This is a genomic window from Streptomyces ficellus (assembly GCF_030406405.1).
Taxonomy (GTDB): Bacteria; Actinomycetota; Actinomycetes; order Streptomycetales; family Streptomycetaceae; genus Streptomyces; species Streptomyces ficellus_B.
On the sequence record NZ_JAUEPL010000001.1, the window covers coordinates 107084 to 119887 of the forward strand.

At 73.9% G+C, this 12804-nt stretch carries 10 protein-coding genes; 2 read left to right on the forward strand and 8 right to left on the reverse strand.

What is annotated here, in order from left to right:
- Positions 1-2: 2 nt before the first annotated feature.
- The 7 genes from QWM81_RS00480 to QWM81_RS00510 all read right to left on the reverse strand — a co-directional run bounded on the left by QWM81_RS00480 (position 3) and on the right by QWM81_RS00510 (position 7846).
- Entirely contained in the window at positions 3-899 is an 897-nt protein-coding gene (locus QWM81_RS00480; protein WP_290109321.1) for a dihydrodipicolinate synthase family protein, read from the reverse strand.
- The gene (locus QWM81_RS00485; RefSeq protein ID WP_290109322.1) at positions 899-2275 is read right to left on the reverse strand and encodes an FAD-dependent oxidoreductase; all 1377 of its coding nucleotides are present in this window, start codon (positions 2273-2275) and stop codon (positions 899-901) included. Before QWM81_RS00485 ends, QWM81_RS00480 begins: the two co-directional genes overlap by 1 nt.
- On the reverse strand, positions 2265-2537 hold the full coding sequence (locus QWM81_RS00490) for a (2Fe-2S)-binding protein (RefSeq protein ID WP_290109323.1): 273 nt from the start codon (positions 2535-2537) through the stop codon (positions 2265-2267). Before QWM81_RS00490 ends, QWM81_RS00485 begins: the two co-directional genes overlap by 11 nt.
- Positions 2534-3691, reverse strand: a complete 1158-nt coding sequence (locus QWM81_RS00495) for an NAD(P)/FAD-dependent oxidoreductase (RefSeq protein ID WP_290109324.1) — start codon at positions 3689-3691, stop codon at positions 2534-2536. Before QWM81_RS00495 ends, QWM81_RS00490 begins: the two co-directional genes overlap by 4 nt.
- 90 nt (positions 3692-3781) lie before the next feature.
- Complete coding sequence (locus QWM81_RS00500; protein WP_290109530.1) at positions 3782-6067, reverse strand: collagenase; 2286 nt, start codon at positions 6065-6067, stop codon at positions 3782-3784.
- A 271-nt stretch (positions 6068-6338) separates the two neighbouring features.
- The gene (locus tag QWM81_RS00505) at positions 6339-6737 is read right to left on the reverse strand and encodes a RidA family protein (RefSeq protein ID WP_290109325.1); all 399 of its coding nucleotides are present in this window, start codon (positions 6735-6737) and stop codon (positions 6339-6341) included.
- Positions 6734-7846, reverse strand: a complete 1113-nt coding sequence (locus tag QWM81_RS00510; RefSeq protein WP_290109326.1) for an acyl-CoA dehydrogenase family protein — start codon at positions 7844-7846, stop codon at positions 6734-6736. Before QWM81_RS00510 ends, QWM81_RS00505 begins: the two co-directional genes overlap by 4 nt.
- A gap of 109 nt (positions 7847-7955) precedes the next feature.
- Between QWM81_RS00510 and QWM81_RS00515 the strand changes: the two genes are divergently transcribed.
- Together QWM81_RS00515 and QWM81_RS00520 are read left to right on the forward strand one after the other, a co-directional pair.
- Positions 7956-9572, forward strand: coding sequence for an AMP-binding protein (locus QWM81_RS00515; RefSeq protein WP_290109327.1), 1617 nt, complete (start codon positions 7956-7958; stop codon positions 9570-9572).
- Between the two features lie 9 nt (positions 9573-9581).
- Positions 9582-10394 carry a PaaX family transcriptional regulator gene (locus tag QWM81_RS00520; RefSeq protein WP_290109328.1) on the forward strand — a complete coding sequence of 271 codons (813 nt, stop codon included), beginning with the start codon at positions 9582-9584 and terminating at the stop codon, positions 10392-10394.
- Positions 10395-10515: 121 nt separating this feature from the next.
- On the opposite strand, the gene QWM81_RS00525 is transcribed toward QWM81_RS00520, so the two are convergent.
- Entirely contained in the window at positions 10516-12804 is a 2289-nt protein-coding gene (locus QWM81_RS00525) for a bifunctional salicylyl-CoA 5-hydroxylase/oxidoreductase (RefSeq protein ID WP_290109329.1), read from the reverse strand.

The following is a 12804-nucleotide window of genomic DNA, read 5'->3' on the forward strand; positions in this document are numbered from 1 at the left end:
GGCTAGGCCAGTCCTTCCGCGAGCGCCTTCTCGGTGGCGGCGCGCACGGCCGCGTACTGCTCACCGGTCGGGGGGGTGCGCGGCGGCCGGACGGGGCCGCCGTGGTGGCCGGCGAGGTCCATGGAGAGCTTGATCGCCTGGACGAACTCCGGCTTGGAGTCCCAGCGCAGCAGCGGGTGCAGGGCCCGGTAGAGCGGCAGGGCGGTGTCCAGATCACGGGCGACGGCGGCCCGGTAGAGGGCGACGGACGCGGCGGGCAGGGCGTTGGGGTAGCCGGCGATCCAGCCGACGGCACCGGCCAGGGCCAGCTCCAGCAGGACGTCATCGGCCCCGATCAACAGGTCGAGACCGGGGGCCAGTTCGGCGATCTCGTACGCACGGCGCACATCGCCGCTGAACTCCTTGACGGCGACGATGCCGCCCTCGCCGTGCAACTGCGCGAGCAGCGGCGGGGTCAGGTCGACCTTGGTGTCGTAGGGGTTGTTGTACGCGACGACGGGAAGGCCGGCGCGTGCCACCTCGGCGTAGTGGGCGCGTACGGAGGCGGCGTCGGCGCGGTACGCGTTGGGCGGCAGCAGCAGAACCGATCCGGCGCCCGCCTCGGCGGCCTGGTCGGCCCAGCGGCGGGCTTCGGCGCTGCCGTAGGCGGCGACGCCCGGCATGACGCGCGCCCCGTCCCCGGCCGCTTCGACGGCGACGCGCACGACCCGGGCCCGTTCGTCGTCGGTGAGCGTCTGGTACTCGCCCAGCGAGCCGTTGGGGACGACGCCGTCGCAGCCCTGGGCGATGAGATGGGCGACGTGCTGGGCGTAGGCGTCGTAGTCGATGGAGAGGTCATCGCGCAGCGGGAGCGCGGTGGCGACCATGATGCCGTGCCAGGGAGAGGTGCGGTGGTCCATCATTCGGCTCCTGGTGCTTCGGGTGCTGGTGCTTCGGGTGCTGGTCCTGCTTCTGGTCCTGCTTCTGGGAGGTGTGCCAGCTGACTCAGCGGTACGGGACAGGACAGTGGGCGCCGGTCGGGGGCGGGGTCCTCCCCCGCGAGGCGGGCGACGGCCTGCCCGCACACGCGCCCTTGGCACCAGCCCATTCCGGCGCGGGTGAGCAGCTTCACGGTGCGGGCGTCGAGGGCGCCCAGTTCGGCCACGGCGTGCCGGACGCGGCCGGCGGTGACCTCCTCGCAGCGGCACACCTCGGTGGCGTCGTCCAGCCAGTCGGTCCAGCCGGGGCGCGGGCGGTGGGCGGCGGCCATCGCGTCGGCGAAGGCCCGCAGGCGGGCGCGGCGGCGCGCGAGGGCGGCGCTCGCGTCTCCGGCCACGCACAGGGCCGCGATCTCGCCCTCCGTACGGGCCAGTTCGGCGCCGCCGACGCCGCACGTCTCGCCCGCGGCCCAGATGCCGGGCACGGAGGTGCGCTGCCGGCCGTCCACCGCCACGGCGGGCGTGCCGTCGGGCGTGCGGCGGGTGGCGCAGCCCAGGCCGGTGGCGAGTTCCAGCTGCGGTACCAGGCCGTGGCCGACCGCGAGGACGTCGCAGGGGACGCGGCGGCCGGTGCCGGGGACGGGGCGCCAGTCGGCGTCCAGCCGCGCGACGGTCACGGCTTCGACGCGCCGCGTGCCGTGGGCGGCGGTGACCGCGTGCCGGGTCAGCAGGCGGGTGGTGTGCCGCAGGAGGGAGCCGCCGTGCAGGGCGCCCTGGGCGAGCTTGCCCGGGTTGCGGACCAGGGCGGGGAGGCGGCGGGCGTACGCGGTGTAGTCGGCCGCCTCGACCAGGGCGGGCACGCGGGCACCGGCGGCGGCGAGCGTGGTGGCGACGGCGAGCAGCAGGGGCCCGCTGCCCGCGACGACGACGCGGCGGCCGGGGAGGGCGAGCCCGCCCTTGAGCATCGCTTGGGCGCCGCCCGCCCCGACGACGCCGGGGAGCGTCCAGCCGGGGAAGGGGAGTTGGCGTTCGTACGCGCCGGTGGCGAGGAGCACGGCACGGGCCCTGACGGTGGCGGGGGCTTCGTCGGGGCCCGCGACGCAGTGGAGGAGCCAGGTGTCGCCGTCCCGTACGACGGTCCAGACGTGGTGGGCCGGCAGGTGGGTGACGCCGCGCAGCCGCCGCGTCAGGCGCCGGACGGGACGCGGGACGGGGCCGCGGGCCGGGTGCCGGTGGATCTGGCCGCCGGGCCTTTCGGCCGCGTCCAGGAGCGTGACGTCCAGCCCGCGTCCGGCGGCGGTGACGGCGGCGGCGAGCCCGGCGGGCCCGGCGCCGACGACGGCGAGGTCAGCCGTCATGGCCGGTGCCTTCCTGGGTCGTGACCGTGTCGCCGGGGCGGGCGGGCAGGAGGCAGGCGCGCTGGTTGGGGCGGCCGTTGACGGTGGCCAGGCAGTCGTAGCAGGTGCCCATCCCGCAGAACGCGCCGCGCGGGGCGCCGCCGTGCCGCGTGGTGCGCCAGGCGAGGATGCCGGCGGACCAGAGGGCGGCGGCGATGGACTGGCCCGGCAGGGCGGTGAGGCGGCGCCCGTCGAAGGTGAGGCTGAACGGCGCGGGTTTCACGCGGCGGGTCCTTTCTGCTCGGGGAAGCGGTCGGGGCGGAACGGCCGCACATCCAGGGCGGGTCGCCCGCCGCACAGCGCGGCCGCCGCGAGCAGGCCGGTCGCCGGGGCGAGGCCGATGCCCGCGCCCTCGTGGCCGCAGGCGTGGTGCAGGCCGGGCACGCGCGGGTCGGGGCCGATGGCCGGGAGGTGGTCGGGCAGGTAGGGGCGGAAGCCGTGGTACGCGCGGATCGCGCGGACCCCGCCCAGTACCGGGAAGAGGGCGGTGGCCTGGGCGGCCAGCCGCCGCAGGGCCGCCGTCGACAGTGTGCGGTCGAAGCCGACGCGCTCGCGGGTCGCGCCGATCAGGACCGGCCCGGCGGGGGTGCCTTCCACGACGGCGGAGGACTGGAGCGCCGCCGAGCCGTTCGCGACGTCGGCGATGTAGTCGGCCGCGTACACCTTGTGGCGCACCAAGCCCGGCGGCAGTGGTTCGGTGACGAGGACGAAGCCACGCCGGGGCAGCACCGGCAGGTGGACTCCGGCCAGTTCGGCGATGCGGCCGCCCCACGTGCCGGTGGCGTTGACGACGGCGGGGGCGTGGAGGTCGCCGCGTGTGGTGCGGACGCCCCGGACGGCGCCCTGCCGGTCCGTGAGCACGCCCGTGACCTCCTCACCCGGCCTGACGTCCGCCCCGGAGGCGCGCAGGAGGTGGGCGGCGGCCATGGCGGGCTGGATCTGGGCGTCCTGGGGGTAGTGGAAGCCTCCGGCGAGGCCGGGCGCGAGGCGCGGTTCGAGGTCGCGGAGGCGGTCGGCGTCCGCCTCGTACGCCTCGACGCCCGCCTGGCGCTGCGCCTCGGCGAAGGCGCGGAGCGCGGTGAGGGCGGTCTCGTCGGGTGCGACGACGAGACCGCCCTTGGGCTCGTACTCGGTCTCCGGTGGGAGGACGTCGGCGAGTTCGCGCCACAGTCGGATGGACAGCAGCGCGAGGTCGAGCTCGGGGCCCGCCTCCTTGTCGGAGACGAGCAGGTTGCCTTCTCCGGCACCTGTGGTGCCGCCCGCGACGGGACCGCGGTCGATGACGGCGACGTCGAGGCCGGCGCGGCTCGCGTAGTAGGCGCAGGCCGCTCCGACGACTCCGGCGCCGATGATCACAGCGTCCGGCACATGACTCATGTGTCTCGTGGGCACCGCAGTAACATTTCACATGTTACTGCGCCTGTACAGACAGCCGGACGGGGCAAACCCCGTGCCGCCGGGGCCGGTTCAGGTCCTGAGCGGCCCCTCGCACACATAGTCCGAGGTCCCGCCCCGCCCGTCGGACCAGATCTCCACCTCGCCGAACGAGCAGTTCATGTCGGCGAGGTTGGTGGAGGCGGGGGCGGACCGGTCGAGGAGGAAGTGGTCGACCGTCTCCGACATGTCCTTGAAGACCCGGTCCGCGCTGCCGGCATCGGTGAGCCGGGCGGTGACCCGGCCGGTGCACACGAACCGCCGCATGCCCGGGTCGCCGTTGTCCGCGCAGACCGGCGCCGCCCCGGTCGCCGCCGCGAAGGAGGAGCGGACGGCCTCGGCGGTGGCGTCCCGCAGCCCGTCGTTGGGCGTGTACCGGGTGTTCGGGACGAACAGCTCGTCGGCCTTGGCGATCTGCGCGTCCAGGAAGGTGTCGTACGCCCGCTGGATCGCCGCGTCCCGGCCCAGCCGGTCGCGCCAGGCGTCGAAGGCGGCCGGGTCGTCGGCGCGCAGGTGCCGGTACATCTCCCGCAGCAGGGCGGGGCGTTCGCTCCACAGGTACGTGAAGAACGTGCCCGCGTACGCGTAGAAGCGGAAGCCGTCACCCTTGTACGTCGCGTGCAGCAACCGGTCCACGCTCATGCGAGGCCGGCCGTTCGCGGTGTCGGCGATGACGCTCTTGACGAGGGACCTGCGGACGGCGACGCCGTCGTCGCGCGTCGCGCCGTCGAAGAACTCGGCCGTCCCCTCGTCCATGCCCGTGGTGCGATCCCCCTGGTACCAGGGACCCTCGCCGAAGTAACCCGGCACGGCGAACCGGCCGTTGAGGTAGTGCACATACTCGTGCCGGAAGAGCTCCTCCAAGGTGAGGGACGAGTCCTGCGGGACACGGCGCTGGTACGTGTAGAAGGTCGCGCCGCGCTCGATGTAAATGCCGCCGTTGTCCGTGTCCATGCCGGTCAGGAGCGGATGGTAGTTCTCGTAGTCCGCGCGGGAGGCGTACAGGACGATGTTCAGGGTGGTGTTGGTGTCCCCCGCGAGCGGCCTGTCCGTGCCCAGCACCCGGTGGAACTGCGCCTTGACCTGCTTGCTCGCGTAGTAGAGCTGGTCGACGGTGGCGCGGTCCAGGCCGGTGCGGACCTTGATGGCCGCGTTGTCGTAGTGGTACGCGTAAGGGAAGATCTCCCGCTCGATGTCCTCCTTGCAGACGGCGTACGGCTTGCACGCCTCGTAGAAGCTGAGCCAGGAGGCGAGCCGCGCCCAGGGCGCGCTGCCACGCCCGAAGTCGCGGACGACGGGCGCGAGGAGCGCCCCGAGGTCGGGCACGATCGTGGACGTCAGGGCCGCGATCTGCCCGAAGCGGCCGTACTCGGCGAGGGCGTCCCGCACGACCCACTCGTTGGGCGTGCCCTTGAGATGGGTGTACGTGGAGAACTTCCGGAAGGCGTCGCGGTAGGGAGCGTTGCGCGCGACGAGCGTGTGGAAGGCGGTGTCCCGGTTGCCCGGGTAGACGCCCAGGTAGTTGACGGACAGCGCGGCAAGGGCGGCGCCGCCCCAGGCCGGGTCCTTGTACGTGACGGTGTGGTACGGGTCCATGGTGGCCAGCACCTTGCGGATCAGTGCCAGTTGGGAGTGGCGCAGCCCCTTGGCGCTGCCCGCGTAGAGCGCCTCGCGCAGGGACTCGGCGTTGGCGCGGGTCGCGTCGAAGGAGCGGCGCGCCGTGCCGAAGGCGTGGATGGCGCGGCGCATGGCCTCGGTGGTGGGCGGGTCGGTGACGTCGATCTCGCCGCGTGAGAAATCGTGGTACGCCACCGCGTGCAGGTAGGTGAGCATCTCCAGCAGGTGGCTGCCGTTCTTGCCGTCGTGGGTGGCGGCGAGGGCGGATATGCGGCGGGAGACGGCCTGGACGTGCCGGTCGGACATGACGGGGGCGAGGCGGGCGTCCCAGGCCCAGATGAGGCCGCGCAAACAGCCGTTGGCGGTGACGGCCGGGTCGGCGAGGAAGTCGGCCAGTCGCTCGGGCGCGAGGCGGGTCACCTCATCGAGTGCGCACGGGGCGGCAGCCGATGTGTACGTCGGTGTCTGCGGCCCCGGCGTCCGGGCGCCGGTTCGCCCGCCGGGCGCCGGAGCGGGCTTCGGGGTGGGCCGGGGCGCGGTGGCGAGGCGTTCGACCTCGTCGTGTGGGTGGTGGTCGCCGGCGGCCGGGCCGGGTCGCGGGGCGCGCGCCTCCGCGGACGGCGCGGTGCAGACACCCGCACCGAGCAGTGTCGCGGCGGCGACAACGGCGGCGAGAAGGGCTCTGCGTACGGGACTGCGCATGGATCGCTGGGACACCTGCGGCTCCTGTGTGGAGGTGGGAAGTGGTCCGTTCAGCGGTGCGGACGGCGGGGGCTGCTCTGCGCTCTGGCTTTTGATGAGCACATGCCACTGCCGTGTGACGCGCAACATAGTAATGTGACATTGCACTGACAACCCTCGCGCGCTCCCGAGTTCACCCCGTCCACCCGGCCCACCCGGTTGCCCGGCCGCCCGGTCCACGCGGCTGCCAGCCACCACTGGCACTGGTACTCCCGCCCCATCAGCCGGGACGTCAGTCCAGGACCGCGACCCCGTCCAGTTCCACCATCGCCTGCTCGTCCCAGAGCCGGGTGACCCCGATCACCGCCATCGCCGGGTAGTCGCGCCCCGCCAACCGGCGCCAGACGCGGCCCAGTTCGGCGGCGCGAGCCCGGTAGTCGGCGACGTCCGTCGCGTACACCGTGACGCGGGCGAGGTCGGCGGCGGTGCCGCCCGCCGCCTTCAGCGCGGCGAGCAGGTTGCCGAGCGCCACCTCGAACTGCTCCGGCAGCGTCTCGCCCACCACTCTGCCCTCACCGTCCAGGGCGGTCTGCCCGGCCAGGAAGACCAGGCGGGAGCCGGTGGCGGTGACGGCGTGGGAGAAGCCGGTGGGCGGGGAGAGTTCGGCGGGGTTGACGCGCTCCAGGCTCATGAGGTGTACAGCTCCTTGGCGATGATCGTGCGCTGGACCTCCGTCGCGCCCTCGTAGATACGGGGCGCCCGCACCTCCCGGTACAGGTGCTCCAGCAGGTGGCCCCGTCGCAGGGCGCGGGCGCCATGGAGCTGGACGGCGGCGTCGACGACGTACTGAGCAGTCTCGGTGGCCAGCAGCTTGGCCATGGCGGCGCGTTTGGGCACGTCAGGGTCGCCCGCGTCGTACGCGGCGGCCGCCGCGTACACGAGCAGGCGGGCGGCCTCGGTGCGGGTCGCCATCTCGGCGACCTGGTGGGAGACCGCCTGAAGGTCCTTCAGTACGCCGCCGAAGGCCGACCGTTCAGCCGTGTGGGTGACGGTCGCGTCCAGGGCGGCCTGCGCCATGCCCACCGCGAAGGCGCCGACGCTGGGGCGGAAGAGGTTGAGGGTGTTCATGGCGACGCGGAAACCCCGGTCCACCTCGCCGATCACGTCCGCGCGCGTGACCGGTACGGCGTCGAAGAGCAGGCTGCCGATGGGGTGCGGGGAGAGCATGTCGAGCGCGCTGCCGGTCAGACCGGGGCGGCCGGCGGGGACGAGGAAGGCGGTGACGCCGCGCGCGCCGGCACCCCGGGTCGTACGGGCGAAGACGGTGTAGACGTCGGCCTCCGGGGCGTTGGAGATCCAGCGCTTCTCACCGGACAGCCGCCAGCCGTCGCCCTCGGGCACCGCGTCCAGAGCGAGTGCCGCCGCGTCCGATCCCGCGTCCGGCTCACTGAGCGCGAACGCGGCCACCGCCCGGCCCGCCGTCACCTCCGGCAGCCAGCGCGCCCGCTGCTCGGGCGTGCCCGATGCGGCGACCGGGTGGGCGCCCAGGCCCTGGAGGGCGAGTGCCGTTTCCGCCTCCGTACAGGCGCGGGCGAGCGATTCGCGCATCAGGCACAGGTCCAGGGCACCGGCCTCGAAGAGGCGTCCGATCAGGCCGTGTTCGGCCAGGGCGGCGACGAGCGGGCGGTTCACGCGCCCGGGCTCACCCTTCTCGGCGAGCGGGCGCAGGCGTTCGGCGGCCAGCTCCCGCAGCTCCGCACACCATGCGGTCTGCACCGGATCGAGCGAGAATGCGGGCATTCGTGCCCCCTCAGGGAATCCGTCCGACAGGGTTTATCGCGCACTGTTGACTGCCGTCACCATCACGATACGCTCGATGAGCGTTCCCACCACGACAAGGGGGCGAACCATGGAGCTGACGCCTTCGGCCCATCTCGACAGCTTTGCCCGCGACCACCTGCCGCCGCGCGCGCAGTGGCCGGAACTCGTCTTCGACCTCCCCGAGCTGCGCTACCCCGACCGGCTCAACTGTGGAGTGGAACTGCTGGACCGGACGGTGAAACGATTCGGCGCGGACCGGCCGGTCTTCCGGGACGGCGCCGGCCACACCTGGACGTACGGCGAGCTGCGCACCCGCGTGGACCGGATCGCGCACGCGCTCAGCAGCGACCTGGGCGTCGCCCCCGGCAACCGGGTGCTGCTGCGCGGCCCCACGACACCATGGCTGGCGGCCTGCTGGCTGGCGGTGATGAAGGCGGGCGCGGTCGCCGTCACCGTACTGGCGCAGGCGCGCGCGCAGGAGCTGGCCGTCATGTGCGAGATGGCCCGGGTCTCCCACGCCCTGTGCGACATCCGGGCGGTGGACGATCTGGTGAAGGCGGAGGTGCCGGGCCTGCGGATCACGGCGTACGGCGGTGACGCGCCGGACGACCTGCTGCGGCTGGCGGCCCGTCGCCCCGAGGCGTACGAAGCGGTGGACACCGCCGCCGACGATGTCGCGCTGATCGCGTTCACCTCCGGGACCACCGGACGGCCCAAGGGCTGTATGCACGTTCACCGGGATGTGCTGGCGGTCGCCGACACGTTCTCCGCCCATGTGCTGCGCCCCCGGCCGGACGACCTCTTCGCGGGCAGTCCGCCACTCGGCTTCACCTTCGGGCTCGGCGGGCTGCTGATCTTCCCGATGCGGGCGGGCGCCTCGTCGCTGCTGCTCGAACAGGCCGGGCCGAAGCAGCTCCTGCCCGCGATCGCCGAGCACCGGGTGAGCGTGCTGTTCACCGCGCCCACCGCCTATCGGGTGATGCTGCAGGACCTCGACTCGTACGACACCACCTCGCTGCGCCGCTGTGTGTCGGCCGGCGAGAACCTGCCCGCCGCCACCTGGCACGCCTGGCACGACCGGACCGGCCTGCGGCTCATCAACGGCATCGGCGCCACCGAACTGCTGCACATCTTCGTCTCGGCCGCCGACGAGGCGATCCGCCCGGGGACGACGGGGCTGCCGGTTCCCGGGTGGCACGCGCGCGTGGTGGACGGTTCCGGGAACCCGGTCCCGGACGGACAGGAGGGGCTTTTGGCCGTGCGGGGCCCGGTGGGATGCCGTTATCTGGCCGATCCCCGCCAGAGGGAGTACGTACGGCACGGCTGGAACATCACGGGCGACACCTATGTGCGTGAACCGGACGGCTACCTGCGCTATGTCGCCCGCGCGGACGACATGATCATATCGGCGGGGTACAACATAGCGGGCCCCCAGGTGGAGGACGCCCTGCTGGCCCACCCGGATGTGGTGGAGGCGGCGGTGGTGGGCCGGCCGGACGAGCTGCGCGGGCAGGTGGTGGTGGCGTACGCGGTGCTGCGCGACGGCGTTCCGCGCGACGACGCCACGGCCCAGGCGCTGCGCGCGTTCGTGAAGGCGCGCCTCGTCCCGTACAAGTGCCCGCGCCGGATCGTCTTCCTGGACGCGCTCCCCCGCACGGCCACCGGCAAACTCCAGCGGTTCCGGCTGCGGGCGGACCGGCCATAGAGTGATCACGTGGCCGAGCAGCACACTCCGCGTTCCCTGATCGTCTCCCTGTACGGCGCGTACGGGCGTACGCCCGACAACGCCCCGCTTCCGGTGGCCGAGCTCATCCGGCTGCTGGCGGTGCTCGGCGTGGACGCGCCGTCCGTGCGCTCCTCCGTGTCGCGGCTCAAGCGCCGGGGCCTGCTGGAGCCGCGCCGTACGGCGGAGGGGGCGGCCGGGTACGCCCTGTCGGCGGACGCCCGCCAGCTCCTGGACGACGGTGACCGGCGGATCTACGCGGCCGGTGAGCCGCACGAGGACGAGGGCTGGCTGCTCGCCGTCTTCTCGGTGCCCGAGGCGGAGCGCCACAAGCGGCATCTGCTGCGCTCGCGGCTGGGGCGGCTGGGTTTCGGGACGGCCGCACCGGGGGTGTGGATCGCGCCGGCCGCGCTGTACCAGGAGACCCGGCACACGCTCCAGCGGCTCCAGCTCGACCCGTACGTGGACCTCTTCTGCGGGGAGCACCTGGGTTTCGCGCCCACGGCGGAGGCGGTGGGCCGGTGGTGGGACCTGGCGGCGATCGCCAAGCTGTACGAGGAGTTCCTCGACCTCCACGAGCCGGTGCTGCGGGCCTGGTCGACGCGGCAGCCGTCGCCCGAGGAGGCGTACCGGGACTACCTGCTGGCACTGGACTCCTGGCGGCGGCTGCCGTACGCGGACCCGGGCCTGCCGGCCGAGCTGCTCCCGGCGGGCTGGCCCGGGGGCAGGGCCGCGGCCGTCTTCGGCGGCCTGCACGGGCTGCTGCGCGACGCCGGCGAGGCGTTCGTCAGACGCGGGGCGTGAGCGCGGCCAGACGCGCGGCGTGAGCGCGGTCAGACGCGGGGCGTGAGCGCGGTCAGACGCGGGGCGTGAGCGCGGTCAGACGCGGGGCGTCAGGGCGGCCAGGCGCGCGGCGTCAGGGCGGTCAGGCGCGGGGCGTGAGCGTGAGCCGGGGCTTGGGGGCGTCGGTGCGGCCCGTCGGGGGTGTGCGGCTGCCGGCGCGGTACGGCAGGGGCCAGGGCGCGGCGGGGCCCTCGTAGCCCTGGTCGGCGGCGGCGTGCAGGGTCCAGTGCGGGTCGTACAGGTGCGGGCGGGCCAGGGCGCACAGGTCGGCGCGCCCGGCCAGCAGCAGGGAGTTGACGTCGTCCCAGGACGAGATCGCGCCGACCGTGATGACGGGGACCTTCAGGGCGTTGCGGATACGGTCGGCGTACGGGGTCTGGTACGAGCGGCCGTACTCGGGGTGCTCGTCGGGCACGACCTGGCCGGTGGAGACGTCGATGGCGTCGGCGCCGTGGGCGACGAAGGCGCGGGCGATCTCGACGGCCTCCTCGGCCGTGGTGCCGCCGGGCGCCCAGTCGGTGGCCGAGATGCGTACGGTCATGGGCCGTTCGCCGGGCCACACCCCCCGTACGGCGTCGAAGACCTCCAGCGGGAAGCGCAGCCGCCGCTCCAGGGAGCCGCCGTAGGCGTCGGTGCGCCGGTTGGTGAGCGGGGAGAGGAAGCCGGAGAGCAGATAGCCGTGGGCGCAGTGCAGTTCGAGCAGGTCGAACCCGGCGCGGGCGGCCCGCCGGGCGGCGGCGGCGAACTGTTCCCTTATGTCGGTGAGCGCCGCCCGGTGCAGTTCGTACGGCACCTGGTTGACGCCCGGGCGGTACGGGATCGGGGAGGCGGCCACGACCGGCCAGTTGCCGGAGTCGAGGGGCTGGTCGATGCCCTCCCACATGAGTTTGGTGGAGCCCTTGCGGCCGGAGTGGCCGAGCTGGACGCCGATGGCGGTGCCGGGTGACTGCTGGTGGACGAAGTCGGTGACGCGGCGCCAGGCGGCGGCCTGGCCGGGCGTGTAGAGCCCGGCGCAGCCGGGGGTGATCCGGCCCTCGGCGCTGACGCAGACCATCTCGGTCATGACGAGCCCGGCGCCGCCGAGGGCGCGGGCGCCGAGGTGGACGAGGTGGAAGTCGCCGGGGACGCCGTCCACGGCCGAGTACATGTCCATGGGTGAGACGACGACGCGGTTGCGCAGGGTCAGCCCGCGCAGCCGGAACGGGGTGAACATCGGCGGAGTGCCGGGCGGGCAGCCGAAGTCGCGTTCGACGGCGTCGGTGAAGCGCGAATCGCGCAGCCGCAGGTTGTCGTGGGTGACGCGGCGGCTGCGGGTGAGGAGGTTGAAGGCGAACTGGCGGGGCGGCTGGTCCAGGTATCCGGCGAGGTCCTCGAACCAGCGGAGGCTGGCGGCGGCCGCGCGCTGGGTGGATTCCACGACGGGGCGGCGTTCGGCCTCGTACGCGGCCAGCGCCCGGTCCAGGGTGGGCTGCTCCTCAACGCAGGCGGCGAGCGCGAGGGCGTCCTCGACGGCGAGCTTGGTGCCGGAGCCGATCGAGAAGTGCGCGGTGTGGGCGGCGTCGCCGAGGAGGACGATGCCGCCGTGCGACCAGCGGTCGTTGACGACGGTGCGAAAGGCGGTCCAGGTGGAGTTGTTCGAGGACAGGGGCCGCCCCCGCAGCGCGTCGGCGAAGATCTTGGCGCAGCGGGCGATGGACTCCTGCTCGTCCAGCTCGTCGAACCCGGCGGCCCGCCACACCTCTTCGCGCATTTCCACGATGACGGTGGAGGCGTCGGGCCCGTACGGGTAGCCGTGGAGCTGCATCACGCCGTGTTCGGTCTCCGCGATCTCGAAGCGGAACGCGTCGAAGGCGAAGTCGGCGGCGAGCCAGATGTAGCGGCAGCGGTGGGTGGTGAGGCGGGGCGCGAACACGTCGGCGTGCGCCTCGCGGGTCCGGCTGTGTACGCCGTCGGCGGCGACGACCAGGTCGTACGCGGTGGCCAGCTCGGCGGCGGGCGGCGCCTCGGTGCGGAAGCGGAGGCGTACGCCGAGGCCGGCGCAGCGCTCGTGGAGGATCTCCAGGAGCCGGCGGCGGCCGAGGGCGGCGAAGCCGTGGCCGCCGGAGGTGAGGGTGCGGCGGCGGTGGACGATGTCGATGTCGTCCCAGCGGACGAACTCCGCCTGGAGCGCCCGGTACACCTCCGGGTCGGCGTGCTCGATGCCGCCGAGGGTCTCGTCGGAGAGGACGACGCCGAAGCCGAAGGTGTCGTCGGGGGCGCCCCGCTCCCAGACGGTGATGTCACGGGCGGGATCGAGGCGCTTGAGGAGCGCCGCGGCGTAGAGCCCGCCGGGCCCGCCGCCGATGACGGCGACACGCAGGGGACGGGGCAT

Excerpts from the sequence above, each read along its gene's own strand:
- QWM81_RS00525 (WP_290109329.1), bottom strand. The coding sequence starts at position 12,804 with ATGCCCCGTCCCCTGCGTGTCGCCGTCATCGGCGGCGGGCCCGGCGGG.
- QWM81_RS00480 (WP_290109321.1), bottom strand. The coding sequence starts at position 899 with ATGGACCACCGCACCTCTCCCTGGCACGGCATCATGGTCGCCACCGCG.
- QWM81_RS00495 (WP_290109324.1), bottom strand. The coding sequence starts at position 3,691 with ATGAGTCATGTGCCGGACGCTGTGATCATCGGCGCCGGAGTCGTCGGA.
- QWM81_RS00505 (WP_290109325.1), bottom strand. The coding sequence starts at position 6,737 with ATGAGCCTGGAGCGCGTCAACCCCGCCGAACTCTCCCCGCCCACCGGC.
- QWM81_RS00510 (WP_290109326.1), bottom strand. The coding sequence starts at position 7,846 with ATGCCCGCATTCTCGCTCGATCCGGTGCAGACCGCATGGTGTGCGGAG.
- QWM81_RS00485 (WP_290109322.1), bottom strand. The coding sequence starts at position 2,275 with ATGACGGCTGACCTCGCCGTCGTCGGCGCCGGGCCCGCCGGGCTCGCC.
- QWM81_RS00500 (WP_290109530.1), bottom strand. The coding sequence starts at position 6,067 with ATGCGCAGTCCCGTACGCAGAGCCCTTCTCGCCGCCGTTGTCGCCGCC.
- QWM81_RS00515 (WP_290109327.1), top strand. The coding sequence starts at position 7,956 with ATGGAGCTGACGCCTTCGGCCCATCTCGACAGCTTTGCCCGCGACCAC.